The organism is Pseudomonas sp. SG20052, assembly GCF_031766055.1.
Classification (GTDB): domain Bacteria; phylum Pseudomonadota; class Gammaproteobacteria; order Pseudomonadales; family Pseudomonadaceae; genus Aquipseudomonas; species Aquipseudomonas mandelii.
In genome coordinates this window covers 6,038,679-6,055,422 of the sequence record NZ_CP134498.1, presented here as the reverse complement: position 1 = coordinate 6,055,422, position 16,744 = coordinate 6,038,679, and the positions used below count along the sequence as shown (strand labels likewise).

The window sequence follows — 16,744 nt, the reverse complement described above, 5'->3', positions numbered from 1 at the left end:
ATGGCTTCGCTTTTTTGTTGCCGCTGTTAACCGGCCAACGTGGTCACATTGGCCCGTGCCGAGTGCAGTTTCTTGTAGCTTTCGATCAACCGCAGGTGCCTGTCGAGCCCCTCCAGTTTGGTGCTGGTCGGCGTCAAACCATGGAAGCGTACACTGCCGTCCACCGAGCCGATCACTGCATCCATCCGTTCGTTACCAAACATCCGACGGAAATTGGCCTCGTAGTCTTCCAGCTCCAGGTCTTCGTCCAGCTTCATCTCCAGCACCGCATTGACAGCTTGGTAGAACAAGCCGCGCTCGACCGTGTTGTCGTTGTACTGCAGAAACATCTCCACCGCCTCTTTGGCCTCTTCAAATTGCTGCAAGGCGAGATAAATCAGCAGTTTCAACTCCAGGATTGTCAGCTGACCCCAAGCGGTATTGTCGTCAAACTCGATGCCGATCAGGGAGGTGATGTCGGTGTAGTCGTCCAGCTCACTTTCCACCAGGCGCTCAGCCAGCGCTTGCAGTTCTTCGTCGTCCAGGCGATGCAGGTTCAGGATATCGGCGCGGAAGAACAGCGCTTTGTTGGTGTTGTCCCAAATCAGGTCGTCCACGGGATAGATTTCCGAATAGTCCGGGACCAGGATGCGGCATGCCGTCGCGCCGATATGCTCGTAGACCGCCATGTACACTTCCTTGCCCATGCCTTCGAGAATGCCGAACAAGGTCGCGGCTTCCTCGGCATTCGAGTTTTCACCCTGGCCGGAGAAGTCCCACTCCACGAATTCGTAGTCCGACTTGGAACTGAAGAAGCGCCACGACACCACGCCGCTGGAATCGATGAAGTGCTCGACGAAGTTATTCGGCTCGGTCACCGCATGACCTTCAAACGTCGGCTGGGGCAAGTCGTTGAGGCCTTCGAAGCTACGGCCCTGGAGCAATTCGGTCAGGCTGCGTTCCAGCGCCACTTCCAGGCTCGGGTGAGCGCCGAACGAGGCGAACACGCCGCCGGTACGCGGGTTCATCAACGTGACGCACATCACCGGGAATTCCCCCCCCAGGGACGCATCCTTCACCAATACGGGGAACCCTTGCTCTTCCAGCGCCTGAATACCGGCCTGTATTCCCGGGTACTTCGCCAGCACATCGGCGGGCACATCCGGCAGGGCAAATTCACCTTCGATGATTTCGCGTTTTACCGCGCGCTCGAAGATCTCCGACAGGCACTGCACCTGGGCTTCGGCCAGCGTGTTACCGGCACTCATACCGTTGCTCAGGAACAGGTTTTCAATCAGGTTGGACGGGAAATACACCACTTCGCCGTCCGATTGGCGCACGTAGGGCAGCGCGCAGATGCCGCGTTCTTCATTGCCCGAGTTGGTGTCGATCAGGTGGGAACCACGCAACTCGCCGTCGCGGTTGTAAATCTTCAGGCAGTGCGCGTCGAGTATTTCGCTCGGCAGTTCATCTTTACGGCCAGGCTTGAACCAGCGTTCGTCCGGGTAATGCACAAACGGCGCGTTGGCGATCTCTTCGCCCCAGAACTGGTCGTTGTAGAAGAAGTTGCAGTTGAGTCGCTCGATAAACTCGCCCAACGCCGACGCCAGCGCGCCTTCCTTGGTTGCGCCCTTGCCGTTGGTAAAACACATCGGCGAGTGCGCATCGCGGATATGCAGCGACCACACGTTGGGCACGATATTGCGCCACGAGGCGATTTCAATCTTCATGCCCAGGTCCGCCAGAATGGCCGACATATTGGCGATGGTCTGCTCCAGCGGCAGATCCTTGCCCGCGATATAGGTGCTCGCCTCTGAGGTAGAAGCAGGCATCAGCAACGCCTGGGCATCGGCGTCGAGGTTTTCCACCTCTTCGATCACAAACTCAGGCCCGGCTTGCACCACTTTTTTCACGGTGCAACGGTCGATGGAACGCAGGATGCCTTGGCGGTCCTTGTCGGAGATGTCCGCGGGCAACTCGACCTGGATCTTGAAAATCTGGTTGTAGCGGTTTTCCGGATCAACAATGTTGTTCTGCGACAGGCGGATGTTTTCGGTGGGAATACTGCGAGTGTCGCAGTACAACTTCACGAAATACGCCGCACATAGCGCCGACGACGCCAGGAAGTAGTCGAACGGACCCGGCGCCGAGCCATCGCCTTTGTAGCGGATAGGTTGATCGGCCACCACCGTGAAGTCGTCGAACTTGGCTTCAAGTCGAAGGTTGTCGAGAAAGTTGACCTTGATTTCCATGGGGGATTACCAGAATAACGGCTAAACGAATGGCCGCCATTATCCGGCATTTCAGCCATAAGTCTTGCGGGCGTCTGTCGATATGTCCTCACCGGGCCTTTTTAGTGGGCGATGGAGCGGTCAGTCGAGTATCAGATGCGGCAAGAACCGGCTCGAATCCTTGGTGATCAAGCTGTTGTCCTCACGTACACCGATCCCCGCCGCCTGATCGCCGATTACCCAGGAGCCAATCAACGTAAAGCTGTCGCCGAACTGCGGAAGCGGCGCGAACTCCTGAAGGATAAACGGTGCATCGGTGTAGGGGCCGTCCTCTTTCACGATCAGGCCGTCAGCAGTTTGCAGCTCGATATTGGCACCTTCCCGGGAGAAGAACGGCTTGCGCACCCAGCCTTTTGGTACGGCTTTGCCCGGCTCGGTATCCAGGTGCGCCGCGAGCAGGTTCGGGTGACCTTTGTTGAATTCCCACAACAGCGGCAGGATGCCTTTGTTGGAGATGATGGATTTCCAGGCCGGTTCGAAAAATTGCGTATCACTCTGGGCAATCGCTGCACCGAAGGGCTCGTGGAAGATGAACTCCCAGGCGTGCAGCTTGAACAGGTGAGGGATCCAGCGATCTTCGAGGTCGACGAAACGTCCGTCACTGGTCAGGCCGATGTCTTCGATATCGATGTGGCGTGATTCGATGCCGACCTTTTCCGCCACCAGCCGCAGGTAGTCGGTAGTGCCCTTGTCTTCGACCGAGTCTTTCATCGAGGCAAAATAGAAGGGTTGCTTGAGCTGCAATTGAGCGAAGGCCTGATGCAGTTTGGTGTCGATGCTGTTGAACTGGTCGGCATGCTTGGGCAGCAAGCCGCGTTCGATGCATTGCTCCAGCCAGCCCCACTGAAACGCCGCCGCCTCATACAGGCTGGTCGGCGTGTCGTAATTGAGTTCCAGCAACTTGGCGGGCCCGGTGCCGTTGTAGGAGAAATCCATGCGCCCGTACAGGTGCGGGTGACCTTCGAGCCATGAGGTGCGCACCATGTCGAAGAATGGCGCGGGAATGCTCAGGCGCTCCAGCAACTCCTCGCTCTGAACCACGCGGGCCACCAGGTCCATGCACATCCCATGGATCTCGGTGCTCGGGTCTTCGAGATCGTTCTCGATCTGCTTGAGCGAGAACTGGTAATACGCGCTCTCATCCCAGTAGGGTTCGTTGTCGATGGTGTGGAACAGAAAGCCGAGATTCTCGGCGGTCTGTTTCCAGTCAGGACGCTCTGCGCAATGGATCTTCTTCATGGCCAGGTTTCCTTAACTGCTCGATCCGCCGCCGCCCCAGCCGCTGCGTGCGCTGGCCTTGCTGCCGAAGCCGCCACGGGAGGTGGACGAGGCAACGGAGACCGGCTTGCTGGTAGAAGAGCGAACCGAGTCGGCGTAGTTGCTGCTGCCGTACCTTGCCTGATTGGACTTGGTGAACGTCGAGCCCTTGGCAATCCGCTGGCTGAGCGTCGAGTTCGAGTAGCTGCCGCGGTCATCGCGATAGCGGTAGACCGGCTCGGAGTAGTAACTGTTGCGGTTGCTGCTCAGCATGTTGCCGATCAGCAGGCCGGTCAGCAGGCTGCTGGTGGAGAAGCCCGAGCCACCCGTGTTCGCCGCTTCCGAGGCGGGTAATTGAGCCTTGGCCGCGTCCACCTGGGATTGCGTCACCTGGCCATCAGCGGTCAGTTCGAAGCCGCCGAGCTTGGGGATGAACTTGCCGGCGGAATCCTGTTGGCACCAGTCGGCGACGAAGTCGGCATCGCAATCGGCCTGGCTGTCGTACACCGGCGCAATGCGGCGATGCTCGGCCATGGCCGTCATGTAGGCGTCCGAGCACACGTCCACCGGGAGCTTTTCATCGGCACACTGCTGAACGGACTGGAAGTTGTACTTCTTCTGCACCGCGTAGGTTTTTTCCGTCGGCCCGCAGCCTGATATCGCCATGGCGACCGACGCTGCCAGCGAAAGCTGAACGTACTTGCTTCGTTTCATCGGGATCTCCGGGCGCAATCAGTTCTGGGAAGGAGTCATGCACGCGGCGTTCAACATGCCGACGCTGATGGCCACGGCTGCCACGTAGATGCCCGCCGCGATTTCACCTTTCTTGATGCGCTCGGAGGTGCCTTTGAGCACCAGGCTGGTCACCAGAAATGCCAGCAATTGAACGAGGGCTGCAATGACCGCCCAGACAACGAAGTCGAGGATGCTGATCGAGTACGCAATCACGTTGCTCGCCGGAATGGCGAAACCGATGATGGCCCCGCCGAGGGCGATCGCAGCGGCTACGTTGCCGGACCGGATCAGTTCGAATTCCTTGTGCGGGGTGATGCGGGTGTAGATGAACTGGAACAGTGCGAACAATACCGCGGCGCCGAGGATGTACGAAACAAACCCGAACACGGCGGCTTTGTTCAAGGAGATAGAGAGTGCTTCTAGCATGGACTGCTTCCTTTTTTAGAACGTATTCAGGTCGGTTGTGTACAGCGAAATGCCCTGCGACGTGCTCAAGCTGATGGTGCCTTCGGCGTCTTCCTCGACGGAAAACAGCAGGAATTCCCGGCGGTCGGTCAGGCCGGTTTCGCGGGCGTACAGCATCGAACGGTGCTCGATGCCGTAGGAGTCCTCCGGGTTTTTCAGCTGTTCGCTCAGCCCTACCAATTCTGTCTGGCCATTCTCGGTGCCCCATTCGCGGGTGTATTCGACGCCGTTGTGGGTGTAGGTCGGCAGCCCGATCAGGCTTTGCGGACCGGCCAATCGGCGCAACTCCGCTTCACTGCTGATGGTGATGTAACTGAGGTAATTGAACAGGATGACCGACTCAACCTGTCCGGCGATTTCGCCGGTGGTATGCACCTGCAGCCAGTAGTCTTCGTCGTTCATGTAGTAGCGTGACAGCCAGGTCGACTGCCCGAGATCGACGGTGCCGTTGCTCCAGATCTGCTGCGAACCCGGGATGGTCACCGTGGTGTTGCCGTCGAGCAACAATTTCAGGGTGGTGTCGAACATCACGCCCTTACCCAATGCCAGGCCCAGCGGACCGGTGACGGGCGGGGATTCGCTGGCGGTCCATTTCGACTCTGTCGTCGCGTTCGGGGCCTCAAGCCCCATCAACTGTTTAAACCATCCCATTGGAGATTTCCTTGAGGCGAGTGGAGGCGATGTAGAAGAGCTCGCCGCCCTCAACGCGTGTGGCGCCGGGCGGGTTGATCGACGGTTGTCGGGCGCCTTTGGCGCGATAGCCGATGAGCGTGGCGTTGTGATGTTCTTTCATCCGTGTGTACAGATCGCCAAACGTCGCTTCAAAGGCCTCGGGCAGTTTCATCAGGTATTGAGTGGCGCCCTGGCCCACGCACAGCAGTTCATTGATGACCACTGACGAGCCCGGATCCTGCGAGGCGCGCACCAACATCTCGATGGCCATGCTGGAAGTGCATTCCAGGCTGGGCGCGTAGGCGCTGGCGAGCGCAGCGATTTCACTGTCATTGAAGTGGGCGACCACATGCCCGACAGGCTGCAGTTGATTGACCGCCAGCACGGTGGCCAGGGTCAGGTCGTCTGAATGGGTTCGCACCAGAACGCGCTCGGCACCGGGAACGCCCGCGCGCAGCAACAAGGCCACGGAGGACAGGCTTTCACCTTTGATGAAGCTCGCTTTGCCCGGCATCGGGTTTTCTTCAAGGGTGCAATCGCAAATGACGATCAGGTTGTCGTTCGAGGTTTCGTCCTGGAGCAACAACTCAATGACCCGTTCGCTGGACGCGCCTTCCCAGCCGATGAGAACCGTATGGCCGACCTTGCCGGTGAAATCGCCTTTGCCCTTCATGCCTTTTCTCCATGCATCGATGACGCTGCTGGTGGTTTTGCCGATGGCTGCCGTCAGCAGCGCAATGCCCCCGAGCATGACCCAGGTGGCCACGAATATCCGTCCCGCCGCTGTCTGCGGCGCGAGATCGCCATAACCGACGGTGAGTGTGGTGGTCAGATAGAAGTAAGTAAACGTGGCGGGCGCGGTGAGGTGTTGTTCGCCCAGTAACACCAGGCCCAGATACGCCGTGATCAGGTGTACGCCCAAGGCAATGACCAGGCCTGCCCAGCCGAAACGGTGGAAGAGGGACGAGGCATACATGCGCAATAAAAGGAAAATCGACATTTCGTCCCTGACTCCGTGGGTACTTGTTCCTTGCGACGTCATCGCCTCGGCGTCTGACTGCGCAAGTGCGTTCAACCGGCGGCATTAAACCTGTTGCGCGGCGCCGAGAAAAGTACCTTGGCTGCAATAAATCCGGCGAGTGCACCAAACAGATGGCCTTCGAAGGAAACACCCTGGCGAGGCAGGAAGCCAAAAATCAGACCGCCGTAGAGCAGGGCCACGACGCCGGCTGTTATCAGGTTGCCCCAGCTCCTGTGGAACCAGGCGCGGGACAAGAGGTATGCCCACAGTCCGAACACCCAGCCGCTGGCGCCGATGTGTACGCCGGCAAAGCCGAACAGCCAGACCAGCGCGCCGCCCAGCAGAATAATGATCGCGCTGACCGCAATGAACCGGTTGAGTCCTTCGATGATGACCAGGGTACCCAGAATCAAAAAGGCAATCAGGTTCGCGCTCAGGTGCGCAAAGGAAGCGTGCAGGAAAGGCGAGGTGATGATGCCGAGCAGACCGTGCACGGTTCTCGGGATCAAACCGAAGGCCATGAGGCTGTAGCCGGTCGCGACGTTGAACAGTTGCAACGCGACCATGAAGAGCGCCAGGCCTGCGATTGTCTTGAAACCCTTCAGGGCATCCATCCTTGACCTCGACAGTTGAATGTCTGTCAGTTCAGCGCATTCCATGTGGGAGCGAGCCTGCTCGTGAAGGGGGAGTGTCAGTCGACATCAATGTTTTCTGACAAACCGCAATCGCTAGCAGGCTAGTTCCCACAGGTTATGCGTTCGACTCGAGAGTCGGTTATTCGGCCGATTTTTGCTTCAGGCGCTCCAGGATCGCATTGGCGCTGCCTGCGTCCGGGGTGATGCCGGCATCGCGCAGTTTGCGTTCCAGGTCAGTGCCCGTCGACGCATCGGCCAATTGGTCCTGGGCTTCCAGTTCAGCGGCACGTTGCTGCTGCTTGGCCTGCAAACGGTTCAGCGTACCGACGGCGGTTTCCAGCTTGCCGTTGGCGCCGCCACTGGCAATCGAAGCGCTGACCTGGGCTTTCTGTACGCTTTCGCGCGCCTTGGCCATGTCCACTTGCTGGCGCAGGCTTTTGATGCGGCTTTCAGCCTTGGTGATGTCTTTGCGCATGTTTTCAGCGTAACCACCAAACTCGGTGGCCTGCTTTTGCTCGACGTCCAGCTCGTTGGTCAGGGTCGAAATGGCTTCGGCCACTTCCAGGGCCAGGTCTTCACGGTTGGCCTGGATGGCGGCCAGAGCCTTGGATTCCAGGTCCTTGATCTTGGCGTTGTACTCGCTGACGCGGTCAGCCGACAGTTTGTGCTTGGCCATGATGGTGACGAGCTCACGCTTGGCGTTGGCCAGGGCGCTGTCCGCATCGCGAATTTCCTGATCGAGGATGCGCAGGGCCTGTTGGTCGACGATCGATTCGCCGACTTCGTTGGCACCGCCACGCAGCGCGGTGAACAATTTGCTCCAGATGGACTGAGTCATTGGATATTTCCTGTTCCCGAATAATTAATTGAAGAAACGTTCGAAGGCTTCGCTGGCGCGCTGGACGTTGTCGACCAGGGTTTTGACCTCGGTCACGATGTTCGTCAGGCTGGAGTCGGAGCTCAGAGCGCCGAACATGTTGTAGACAATCTGCCCGTTCGGCATGGACTCGATACCGATCGAGGACAGCGGGAACATCTCCCGGCTGCGCAGCACGGCGTCATTGAAGGCCGGTACGTCATTGATGGACTCGATGTCGACCAGAACGGTGTCGACGATGATCTGTTCGCCCACCACCGCGATGTAAATCGGCAAGCCACCGAAGTCGTTCATTTCCAGCTTGATGCTGGACTCGGAGCCTTGAACGAGAGAAAGCGTGATGTCGTTTGAAACCACTTCGTCCAGGGCTTGAAGGGCGCTGAAGAGGCGGTCGATGTTCCAGTTTGTACCTGCGCTCATGTAATTCTCCGACATGAATGAGCCAGCCAGAATCGGTTGGCGAAGCTGTTTCTCCATCTGCTTGAGCAGGCTTCGGTTTTCGGGAAGCACCCAAGTCTCGTGTTTCACATAACCGGCGGCACCCAGGCCCGCGCGCATCTGCTTCATGTAAAAGCTCGATGGTTTTTTCGCGGACGGTTTGGAGCGCTCTCCCTTGCGGCTTGCCGAATCGGTATCGGGCCCTGTGGGAGGACTCGATGGAGAGCTGCTTTTCATGGGGCTGACCTCGTTGTGAAAAACTCACGCGTGAGAAACACTACAGGCAATTTTTGCCACGCTCAATAGCTCACGCGTGAGATTTTTTGTCATACATTTTCCGCTCCATGAAAAAGGCCCGCAGCGCTAAAACGCGGCGGGCCCTTTTTGGAATTTGATCAATACGTTATGTGGTTAGTGGTTAGCCGCCAGGAATTCATCAGTGGAAATCACGCTCGCATAGGCGAAACCCAGGGCCGACATGAAGGCGGCGTGAACGTGGGCGGCGGGCACCGCAACGCCGTTGAATTCCAGATCGCGTGAGGCGCAGGCGTCGTGGATCACCGTGACGGTGTAGCCAAAGTCCGCGGCGGCGCGGGTGATGCCGTCCACACACATGTGGCTCATGCTGCCAACAACCACCAATTCCTTGATGCCTTGCTCGTCGAGGATCGATTTCAGTTCGGTTTCACGAAACGAGTTGACGAAGTGCTTGAGCACCACCGGCTCTTCGGCACGGTTCAGAACTTTGGGGTGCAGCTTCGCGCCTTCGGAACCCGGGGTGAAGAAGGGGGCTTCTTCGGAGGTGAATTCGTGGCGGATGTGCACCACCGAATCACCCGCGTCGCGAAACGCTTTGAGCAGACGGGCGGCGTTGTCGGCGGCAGCGTCGGCGCCGACCAGCGGCCACTTGCCTTGAGGGAAGTAGTCGTTTTGGATATCGACTACGATGAGTGCTTGCTTGGCCATGCCTGATTCCTCGAGATGTGTGGGTTGGGCGTGGAAAGAAGTATTGTCTGTGGCAGGCCTTCCGAGGATTGGCCGCACCGACAATAGAAGGGGGAAAACTGACAATGGACGCAGAAAGGGCAATCGTCGAACTCGGCGTGCTGATTTATCCCGGCGCGCAGATGGCGGCGGTGCACGGGTTGACGGACCTGTTCGGGGTGGCGAACCGGATTGCCGCCGAGCATCAGGCTGCGCAATTGCCGCTGCTGCGGGTCAGCCATTGGCAAGTTGATGGCGAGCAGGCGCCCGAGCGGGTGTACGACAGTCATCCCGGGCCCGACCGCGCCTTGGTGGCGGTGTTGATTCCGCCATCGATTGCCGGATTTTCCGAAGGTCAGGCACCGCAGGCGTTGATCCACTGGATGCGTCAGCAACACGCCCGGGGCGCGACCCTCGGCGGCGTCTGCGTGGGCTCGATTCTACTGGCGGAAAGCGGCTTGCTCGACGGCCGCAGCGCCACCACTCACTGGACCTCGGCCAAAACCTTCGCCGAGCGTTACCCGGCCATCAAGCTCAAGGCCGATACCCCTATCGTCGACGACGGCGACCTGATCACCACCGCCGGGTTGATGGCCTGGTCCGAGTTGGGATTGCGCCTGGTCGACCGCCTGCTTGGCCCGAGCATTGCCACCGGCACCGCGCGTTTTCTGGTGGTGGAACACAGCGACAGCGCGAGTGAGTGCGGCAGCAATTTTTCACCGATTCTCAGCCACGGGGATGCTTCGATTCTCAAGGTTCAGCACTGGCTGCAAAGCACCGGGGCCACCGATGTATCGCTGACGGCGATGGCCGAGCGGGCGGGGCTGGAAGAGCGCACGTTCCTGCGCCGTTTCCGTGCAGCGACCGGGTTGAAACCCACCGAGTACTGCCAGCATCTGCGGGTCGGCAAGGCTCGGGAAATGCTTGAATTCACCAACGGCACCATCGATCACATTGCGTGGACCGTGGGTTATCAAGACCCCAGTGCGTTTCGCGCGACCTTCAAGAAAATCACCGGGCTGGCGCCAAGTGATTACCGGGCGCGGTTTGGCGTGACGCCGGGTGCAGCTGTCACGCGGTAGCCAGATCACCGCCAAGCCAAATGTGGGAGCGAGCCTGCTCGCGAAGGCGCAATGTCAGTGACTTAGATGCAGGCTGACCCACGCCGAATTCGCGAGCAGGCTCTCTCCCGCATTGGCTCAGTGCAAGGCCTGGATCGTGCAAAATGCAGGGGTAGAGAAACCCTTCGTGCAGAATAAAACAGGCTCAGTGCCATCACCTTCACAGCAACTGCCTGATTAGAAACCCGTTTCTATCCAACCCTCAATGGCTTGATCTCTGCACCCCTTCAACTACATTCATCAAAAGCCGATTGAAGGGGGACGCATGACCCCAACAAACCGCAAGAAACTGGTAGTCGCCCACTCGGTCCTCCCCGAGGCGCCCCAGCACGAAGTCGACACCAATCACGCGCTGGCCCGTTGGCTGGCGCACATCCTGGGGCTCAAGTTCGGTGGCAGCTACGATCCCGGACTTCACAACGGTCGAGATCTTTATCTCTTGCCGACCCAGACCCTGGTCGGCGTCGCTGCCGCCCGGGCAATGGGCGTCACGGGGCCGGAGGATCTGTGGGGCGGTTATGTCGACCACGATTTCATCTGCACCAAAGCCATCAGCCACGGGTTGCGCAATAAACATGCGCACGCCCCGCAAGGCTGGTCTCCGTTGTTTTCCGAACGTGTGCGCAACGTCGTGCTCGATGGCCTCAGCGTGTTCTCGCTCGACGATGCGCGGCCGGCCGCAGAGCATTTGCTTTACACCGGCCCGATCCGCATCAAGCCGATTCATGCCTGCGCCGGACGTGGGCAGGAAGTGATCAAAAGCCTCGACCAGTTCGACGCCGTTCTGGCTCGCCCCGATGCCAGGGCACTGTTCAGCGAAGGCGTGGTGCTTGAACAGGATCTCGACAACGTCGTCACCCACAGTGTTGGCCAGAGTTTTATCGGCGATAAGGTGCTGAGTTATTGCGGTGATCAATACTTGACCGAAGACGGTCAGGGCGAGCAGGTTTATGGAGGTTCCAATCTGCTGGTGGTGCAGGGGTATTACGAAGACCTGCTGAAACTGGACCTGCCTGACGATGTGCAACTGGCGATCCGGCAAGCGCAAGTGTTCGACAGCGCCGCGGACGAGGCCTATCCCGGTTTTTACGCCTCGCGCCGCAACTATGACATCGCCCAAGGCCTGGACAGCAGTGGCAAACAGCGCAGCGGCGTGCTCGAACAGTCCTGGCGCATGGGCGGTGCCAGCAGCGCCGAAGTGGCCGCGTTGCAGAGCTTCGTCAACAACCCGGGGATGCGCGCGATTCGCGTGTCTTCAGTGGAAACCTACATCGACCAACCGCTGCCGCCGGACGCCATTGAGGTGTATCGCGGGCCCGCGGAAAACAGTGACTTTCTTCTCAAGTACGTGACGGTCAAATCCTATGACGGCTAGAAGCGAAACCATTCAGATCGACATCGACGATGAACAGATGAGCGGGACCTTTCTGAGCCCCAAATCGAAAGTCCCCGGCGTGTTGTTTGTGCACGGTTGGGGCGGCAGCCAGGAGCGGGACCTGGAGCGGGCCAAAGGCATCGCCGGTCTGGGATGCGTGTGCCTGACGTTCGACTTGCGCGGGCACACCGGCGGCACCGGCATCCCGCTTACTCGCGTAACGCGCGAAGACAACCTGCGCGACCTGCTGGCGGCATACGACCGCTTGCTCGCCCACCCGGCGCTCGACACCTCCGCCATTGCGGTGGTCGGCACCAGTTATGGCGGTTATCTGGCCTCGATACTGACTTCATTGCGCCCGGTGCGCTGGCTGGCGCTGCGGGTGCCGGCGCTGTATCGCGACGATCAATGGCATACGCCCAAGCGTGAACTGGACAAGGCTGATTTGCGCGATTACCGCAACACGCTGGTACGCGCCGACAGCAATCGTGCGCTGCATGCGTGCTCGCAATTCACCGGGGATGTGCTGCTCGTGGAGTCCGAGACCGACGACTATGTGCCTCACGCGACGATCATGAGCTACCGCGCTGCGTGTCAGCAGACGCATTCGCTGACGCACCGGATCATTGACGGCGCCGACCATGCGTTGAGCGAGCCGGTGTCGCAACAGGCCTACACCTCGATCCTGGTGGACTGGATTACCGAGATGGTCGTGGGTGAGCGGTTGAGCATTATTCAGTCGAAATGAGTGGTGGGTTTGCGGACGCTTTCGAAGGCTTGCCCGCGAAAGCGTCATCCGCCTCCCCAACAATCTCAGGAAGGTTTCTTGGCAATCCGCAGCGACTTCGCCTTGGCCTCCACCACCAGATACATCACCAACGTAATCAGCAACGGCAAGATGAAATAGATCGCCCGATAAGCCAGCAACCCCGCCACCAGGCTCCCCCGCGACGCTTCATGTTGCAGCAGTGCCACAAACACCGCCTCCAACACACCCAACCCGGCCGGAATGTGCGTGATCACCCCGGCAATCGCACTGATCAGCAACACGCCCAGCACCAATGGGTAATCCAGCTTGCTCGGCAGCAACGTGAAGATCACCGCCGCCATCAGCGACCAGTTCAGCGCTCCGAGAGCCAGTTGCAGCATCGCCATGCGCAAGGACGGCAGGTTGATTTCCACCCCGCGTATCGTCCATTCCCGACGTTTGGAGAACTGGCACGCCGCCAGATATCCCGCGCTCACCAGGAGCAATAACACGCCTACAACTTGCAAGGCACCGCTGCTCAACTTCCAGCCCGGCGGCATTCTGACCAGTCCGCTGCTGAACACGGCGCCCGCAATCACCATGTAGCCGAACCAGTTGGTCGCCAGGCTCAGCCCGAGGATTTTCGCGATGTTGCTTTTGCTCACCCCTAGCCGCGAATACAGGCGATAACGCATGGCAACCCCGCCGACCCACGCGCTCAGGTTCAGGTTGAAGGCATAGCTGATGATCCCCACCGGCAGGATCTGCTTCCAGGTCAGGTCTTGGCGGATGTAGGTGCGGCCGATCAGATCAAAACAGGCATACACCAGAAAACTCACCAGCGTCAGGCCGGACGCAATGATCAGCGTGCGCACCTTGAAATTGGCCAGGGTGTGGAATACTTCGTCCCATTCGATGCGCTGGGCAAGCATCGTCAACAGCACGATCAGCGCCAGGAAAAACAGCATCGTCAGCGGTTTTTTCCAGCGGCTCCAGCGCGTCTTCTTTTCCGGGACAGGTGTTGTGCTGCCGTCTTGAGGTGCCGAGTGCGCTTCAACGCGGTTCATGGTGGTCACTCCCGGCCGGATGGGTGAAGGGTTTCAGGCGTGGTTTATGCGCAGGCAGCCAACCGGCCCATGCCGGGAAGTGACGCAGGAAGTGAAACACCAGAAAGCCGACGGTCATGTGCCAGATCCTTCCGCGCGGCGACGTGTCCGCTGACATGGCTTTGCAGTGGTTATTGCTCAGCACCTCAAGCCGTTCGAACAGATCTTGGTTGAAGGCTCGGTCGCGGATCAACACGTTGGCTTCCAGGTTCATCGACAGGCTTAACGGGTCGAGATTGCTTGAGCCGACGGTGCTCCAGTCCTCATCCACCAGCGCGACTTTGCCGTGCAGCGGGCGTTCGCAATATTCAAAGATCTGCACGCCCGACTTGAGCAAATAGTCGTAGGTCATGCGCGCAGCCAGTTTGGCCACCATCATGTCCGGCTGCCCCTGCAGAATCAGGCGCACGTCGACGCCCCGGCGCGCAGCGTTGCGGATTTCGCGCAGCAAGCGATAGCCCGGAAAGAAATAGGCGTTGGCGATCACGACCCGGCGCTGGGCGCTTCGCAGCACCTGAAGGTAAACCTCTTCGATATCCGTCCGGTGGTCACCGTTGTCGCGGTACACCAGGCGAACCTGGCCGTCGTGGTCGCTGAAGGCCAGTTCCGAGCGTCGCTGCCGGCGGCGTTGCCACCAGTATTTGGCGCGGGCCGGGCGGCCACATTGCAGCAGCGCGAAGTGGTGGATATCGGCCACCGCCGGGCCTTGCACTTCAACCGAGTAATCCTGCTTGGCCTCGGGGCCGAAATCGGCCAGATGGTCGGCGGAAAAGTTGATCCCGCCGATGAACGCAATCGTGCCGTCCACCACCACGATCTTGCGGTGCAGACGTCGGAACCAGTTGGTGCGGATCCCCAGAAGCTTGGGCGCCGGATCGAATATTTGCAGGCGAACGCCGGCCTCGCTCAACGTTGCGAGATAGCCGTTGCTCAACTCGCCACAGCCAAACCCGTCGAGGCTGACGGTGACCCGTACACCGCGTTGCGCGGCTTCGACCAGCACTTGCTGCAGCTCGTTGCCGACCTTGTCCTCGAACACAATGAAGGTTTCCAGGAGTATTTCAGTCTTGGCCTGGCGCATGGCCTCAAACACCCGCGGGAAATAGGCTTCGCCGTTTTCCAGCATTTCCACGAAGTTGTTGCCCTGCCAGCCGTATTCGACGTCGACCACGCCGGGCTCACGCACCGGCGGGGTAGTCGGCACGTGTTCAACGGTGGCTTTTTCCATCGGGGCGCTGCTCATAGCTCGATCTCCACCGACAGCGGTGCGTGGTCGGAAAGGTGTGACCAGGGACGTGCCGCCAGCACTTGCGGACGGCTGGCCTTGAGGTTGCGCACATAGATGCGGTCCAGGCGTAGCGCTGGGAGTCGCGCTGGAAAACTGCGCGCCGGTTTACCGAGATGCTCGGCAAACACCTCGCGCAGGCCGCAGGGCTTGAGCAACGCATCGGCACGCTGGCGCCAATCGTTGAAGTCGCCGGCGACAATCACCGGGGCGTCGACCGGAAGGTCTTCGAGCCGTCGCGCCAGTAACTTCAGTTGTTCCGTGCGGTGGCTCTCACGCAGCCCCAGATGCACGCAGATGGCGTGCACTTCCCGGCCATCGCCCGGCAGGCGCAGCACGCAATGCAGGATACCGCGGTTCTCATGGCCGCTGATCGAGACGTCGAGGTTGTCATGGCGAATGATCTGGAACTTCGACAGCAGTGCATTACCGTGATCACCCGCCGGGTAGACCGCGTTGCGGCCATAGGCAAATTGTGGCCACAGGGTGTCGGCGAGGAATTCGTACTGCGGCATCGTCGGCCAGTTGTCGTACCGCTGCGGATGGTCTTCGTGGGTGCCGTGGACTTCCTGCAAAAACACCACATCGGCAGACACACTGCGTACCGCTTCGCGCAATTCCGGCAGGATGAAACGCCGATTGAGCGCGGTGAACCCCTTGTGGGTGTTGACCGTCAGTACGGTGAAACGGCGCACGGCGGTGATGACGGGTTGCTGTTCGTCGGTACTGCCGACCGGTTCGGAAATACTCATGACAGCACTCCTTCGGCGACCGGTTCACCGGGACGGGTGGCGAGGTCTTTGTCGAGGTGGAAGTGCTCAAGCAAACGCCGCGCATCGAAAGGCGCGCGGACTTTGATGTCGTTGTCGAAATAGCAGAACACTTCCCGGGACTTGCGTGCTTTCGGCTTTTGCCCAGGTGCAATCAGCTGCGGATCGGCCGGTTGCTGGCCGTGGTTCCAGGCGTCGATCCGTTCGCCCCAGCGTTCCAGCGCCTCAGGGGTGTAGCCGCTGGCGTAGAGTTCTTCGGCACCGTGCAGGCGCAGATAGACGAAATCACTGGTGACGTCTTCGCGGTACGGCCATTTCCCGGCGGTATCGGCGATAACCAAGGCCACGTTGTAGCGCTTGAGCAGGCGCACGAACGCTGGATCAATAAAGCTCTCGTTTCTGATTTCAACGGCGTGGCGCAGGGGCTTTTTCTTGTACGCCTTCATGCTGGCGGGGCCGTGCAGGTGCGAATCGTGCTGGCGGGCAAGGGCGGCTGCTTGCTGGGTGTCGTGGGGTAATTGCTTGAGGAAGCTTTCGAACAACTCGACATCGAATTTGAAGTTGGGCGGAAACTGCCAGAGGATCGGGCCGAGTTTCTCTTTCAGCTCCAGGATCCCGGAGGCAAAGAAATTCGCCAGCGGTGTATGAATGTCCCGCAGACGCTTGATGTGGGTGATGAAACGTGGGGCTTTGACGCTGAACACGAAGTCCGCCGGGGTTTCGGCGTACCACTGGGCGTAACGCTCAGGCCGTTGCAGGGCGTAAAACGATCCATTGATTTCGATGCTGTTGACCGCCCGAGACGCAAATTGCAATTCGCGCTTCTGGGTCAGCCCCTTCGGGTAGAAACCTCCCCGCCAGGGTGTGTAGCGCCAGCCTGAAATGCCAATGTGAATCGCCGCCATGTCGCCTCCCGTCTAATGGTCCTCGGTTGCCTCTGTCTTTTGATGACCGTGGGGCAACCGAGAAAGTTTCGACGGGGCTA

At 59.5% G+C, this 16,744-nt stretch carries 17 protein-coding genes; 3 read left to right on the top strand and 14 right to left on the bottom strand.

Annotated elements, in window-relative coordinates; genetic code table 11:
* Positions 1-26: 26 nt before the first annotated feature.
* The 10 genes from RHP74_RS27835 to RHP74_RS27790 all read right to left on the bottom strand — a co-directional run bounded on the left by RHP74_RS27835 (position 27) and on the right by RHP74_RS27790 (position 9,336).
* A complete protein-coding gene (locus RHP74_RS27835; RefSeq protein WP_010467284.1) occupies positions 27-2,231 on the bottom strand; it encodes an OsmC domain/YcaO domain-containing protein in 2,205 nt (734 codons plus the stop codon).
* A gap of 120 nt (positions 2,232-2,351) precedes the next feature.
* Positions 2,352-3,509: a glutathionylspermidine synthase family protein gene (locus RHP74_RS27830; protein ID WP_311096755.1), complete on the bottom strand. Its 1,158-nt coding sequence runs from the start codon at positions 3,507-3,509 to the stop codon at positions 2,352-2,354.
* A 12-nt stretch (positions 3,510-3,521) separates the two neighbouring features.
* Positions 3,522-4,241, bottom strand: a complete 720-nt coding sequence (locus RHP74_RS27825; protein WP_010467288.1) for a DUF1190 domain-containing protein — start codon at positions 4,239-4,241, stop codon at positions 3,522-3,524.
* Between the two features lie 18 nt (positions 4,242-4,259).
* A complete protein-coding gene (locus RHP74_RS27820; RefSeq protein ID WP_010467290.1) occupies positions 4,260-4,688 on the bottom strand; it encodes a DUF350 domain-containing protein in 429 nt (142 codons plus the stop codon).
* A 15-nt stretch (positions 4,689-4,703) separates the two neighbouring features.
* On the bottom strand, positions 4,704-5,378 hold the full coding sequence (locus RHP74_RS27815; protein WP_311096754.1) for a DUF2491 family protein: 675 nt from the start codon (positions 5,376-5,378) through the stop codon (positions 4,704-4,706).
* Positions 5,365-6,399 carry an ion channel gene (locus tag RHP74_RS27810; RefSeq protein ID WP_145310028.1) on the bottom strand — a complete coding sequence of 345 codons (1,035 nt, stop codon included), beginning with the start codon at positions 6,397-6,399 and terminating at the stop codon, positions 5,365-5,367. Before RHP74_RS27810 ends, RHP74_RS27815 begins: the two co-directional genes overlap by 14 nt.
* 71 nt (positions 6,400-6,470) lie before the next feature.
* The gene (locus RHP74_RS27805) at positions 6,471-7,034 is read right to left on the bottom strand and encodes a rhomboid family intramembrane serine protease (protein ID WP_077749252.1); all 564 of its coding nucleotides are present in this window, start codon (positions 7,032-7,034) and stop codon (positions 6,471-6,473) included.
* A gap of 160 nt (positions 7,035-7,194) precedes the next feature.
* Entirely contained in the window at positions 7,195-7,893 is a 699-nt protein-coding gene (locus RHP74_RS27800; RefSeq protein ID WP_010467296.1) for a PspA/IM30 family protein, read from the bottom strand.
* Positions 7,894-7,917: 24 nt separating this feature from the next.
* Positions 7,918-8,499 carry a YjfI family protein gene (locus tag RHP74_RS27795; protein WP_010467297.1) on the bottom strand — a complete coding sequence of 194 codons (582 nt, stop codon included), beginning with the start codon at positions 8,497-8,499 and terminating at the stop codon, positions 7,918-7,920.
* A gap of 282 nt (positions 8,500-8,781) precedes the next feature.
* Positions 8,782-9,336, bottom strand: a complete 555-nt coding sequence (locus RHP74_RS27790) for a cysteine hydrolase family protein (RefSeq protein WP_311096753.1) — start codon at positions 9,334-9,336, stop codon at positions 8,782-8,784.
* 104 nt (positions 9,337-9,440) lie between these two features.
* Here RHP74_RS27790 and RHP74_RS27785 point away from each other — a divergent pair, with 104 nt between their 5' ends.
* The 3 genes from RHP74_RS27785 (at position 9,441) to RHP74_RS27775 (ending at position 12,598) form a co-directional block, all read left to right on the top strand.
* Positions 9,441-10,436, top strand: coding sequence for a GlxA family transcriptional regulator (locus RHP74_RS27785; protein WP_311096752.1), 996 nt, complete (start codon positions 9,441-9,443; stop codon positions 10,434-10,436).
* Positions 10,437-10,740: 304 nt separating this feature from the next.
* The gene (locus RHP74_RS27780) at positions 10,741-11,850 is read left to right on the top strand and encodes a DUF3182 family protein (protein WP_311096751.1); all 1,110 of its coding nucleotides are present in this window, start codon (positions 10,741-10,743) and stop codon (positions 11,848-11,850) included.
* A complete protein-coding gene (locus tag RHP74_RS27775; RefSeq protein ID WP_010467301.1) occupies positions 11,840-12,598 on the top strand; it encodes a S9 family peptidase in 759 nt (252 codons plus the stop codon). The genes RHP74_RS27780 and RHP74_RS27775 overlap by 11 nt, the downstream gene beginning before the upstream one ends.
* A 65-nt stretch (positions 12,599-12,663) precedes the next feature.
* Here RHP74_RS27775 and RHP74_RS27770 read toward each other — a convergent pair whose 3' ends face one another.
* The 4 genes from RHP74_RS27770 to RHP74_RS27755 are packed head-to-tail and all read right to left on the bottom strand — an operon-like array spanning position 12,664 to position 16,664.
* Positions 12,664-13,665 carry a lysylphosphatidylglycerol synthase domain-containing protein gene (locus RHP74_RS27770; protein ID WP_311096750.1) on the bottom strand — a complete coding sequence of 334 codons (1,002 nt, stop codon included), beginning with the start codon at positions 13,663-13,665 and terminating at the stop codon, positions 12,664-12,666.
* Positions 13,652-14,947, bottom strand: coding sequence for a cardiolipin synthase ClsB (gene clsB, locus RHP74_RS27765; RefSeq protein WP_311096749.1), 1,296 nt, complete (start codon positions 14,945-14,947; stop codon positions 13,652-13,654). The genes RHP74_RS27770 and clsB overlap by 14 nt, the downstream gene beginning before the upstream one ends.
* Positions 14,944-15,741 carry an endonuclease/exonuclease/phosphatase family protein gene (locus RHP74_RS27760; RefSeq protein ID WP_145310016.1) on the bottom strand — a complete coding sequence of 266 codons (798 nt, stop codon included), beginning with the start codon at positions 15,739-15,741 and terminating at the stop codon, positions 14,944-14,946. The genes clsB and RHP74_RS27760 overlap by 4 nt, the downstream gene beginning before the upstream one ends.
* Positions 15,738-16,664: a DUF72 domain-containing protein gene (locus tag RHP74_RS27755; protein ID WP_010467306.1), complete on the bottom strand. Its 927-nt coding sequence runs from the start codon at positions 16,662-16,664 to the stop codon at positions 15,738-15,740. Before RHP74_RS27755 ends, RHP74_RS27760 begins: the two co-directional genes overlap by 4 nt.
* Between the last annotated feature and the right edge of the window lie 80 nt (positions 16,665-16,744).

Excerpts from the sequence above, each read along its gene's own strand:
- RHP74_RS27810 (WP_145310028.1), bottom strand. The coding sequence starts at position 6,399 with ATGTCGATTTTCCTTTTATTGCGCATGTATGCCTCGTCCCTCTTCCAC.
- RHP74_RS27800 (WP_010467296.1), bottom strand. The coding sequence starts at position 7,893 with ATGACTCAGTCCATCTGGAGCAAATTGTTCACCGCGCTGCGTGGCGGT.
- RHP74_RS27830 (WP_311096755.1), bottom strand. The coding sequence starts at position 3,509 with ATGAAGAAGATCCATTGCGCAGAGCGTCCTGACTGGAAACAGACCGCC.
- clsB (WP_311096749.1), bottom strand. The coding sequence starts at position 14,947 with ATGAGCAGCGCCCCGATGGAAAAAGCCACCGTTGAACACGTGCCGACT.
- RHP74_RS27780 (WP_311096751.1), top strand. The coding sequence starts at position 10,741 with ATGACCCCAACAAACCGCAAGAAACTGGTAGTCGCCCACTCGGTCCTC.
- RHP74_RS27790 (WP_311096753.1), bottom strand. The coding sequence starts at position 9,336 with ATGGCCAAGCAAGCACTCATCGTAGTCGATATCCAAAACGACTACTTC.
- RHP74_RS27820 (WP_010467290.1), bottom strand. The coding sequence starts at position 4,688 with ATGCTAGAAGCACTCTCTATCTCCTTGAACAAAGCCGCCGTGTTCGGG.
- RHP74_RS27815 (WP_311096754.1), bottom strand. The coding sequence starts at position 5,378 with ATGGGATGGTTTAAACAGTTGATGGGGCTTGAGGCCCCGAACGCGACG.
- RHP74_RS27755 (WP_010467306.1), bottom strand. The coding sequence starts at position 16,664 with ATGGCGGCGATTCACATTGGCATTTCAGGCTGGCGCTACACACCCTGG.
- RHP74_RS27770 (WP_311096750.1), bottom strand. The coding sequence starts at position 13,665 with ATGAACCGCGTTGAAGCGCACTCGGCACCTCAAGACGGCAGCACAACA.
- RHP74_RS27760 (WP_145310016.1), bottom strand. The coding sequence starts at position 15,741 with ATGAGTATTTCCGAACCGGTCGGCAGTACCGACGAACAGCAACCCGTC.
- RHP74_RS27775 (WP_010467301.1), top strand. The coding sequence starts at position 11,840 with ATGACGGCTAGAAGCGAAACCATTCAGATCGACATCGACGATGAACAG.
- RHP74_RS27805 (WP_077749252.1), bottom strand. The coding sequence starts at position 7,034 with ATGGATGCCCTGAAGGGTTTCAAGACAATCGCAGGCCTGGCGCTCTTC.
- RHP74_RS27835 (WP_010467284.1), bottom strand. The coding sequence starts at position 2,231 with ATGGAAATCAAGGTCAACTTTCTCGACAACCTTCGACTTGAAGCCAAG.
- RHP74_RS27795 (WP_010467297.1), bottom strand. The coding sequence starts at position 8,499 with ATGAAGCAGATGCGCGCGGGCCTGGGTGCCGCCGGTTATGTGAAACAC.
- RHP74_RS27785 (WP_311096752.1), top strand. The coding sequence starts at position 9,441 with ATGGACGCAGAAAGGGCAATCGTCGAACTCGGCGTGCTGATTTATCCC.
- RHP74_RS27825 (WP_010467288.1), bottom strand. The coding sequence starts at position 4,241 with ATGAAACGAAGCAAGTACGTTCAGCTTTCGCTGGCAGCGTCGGTCGCC.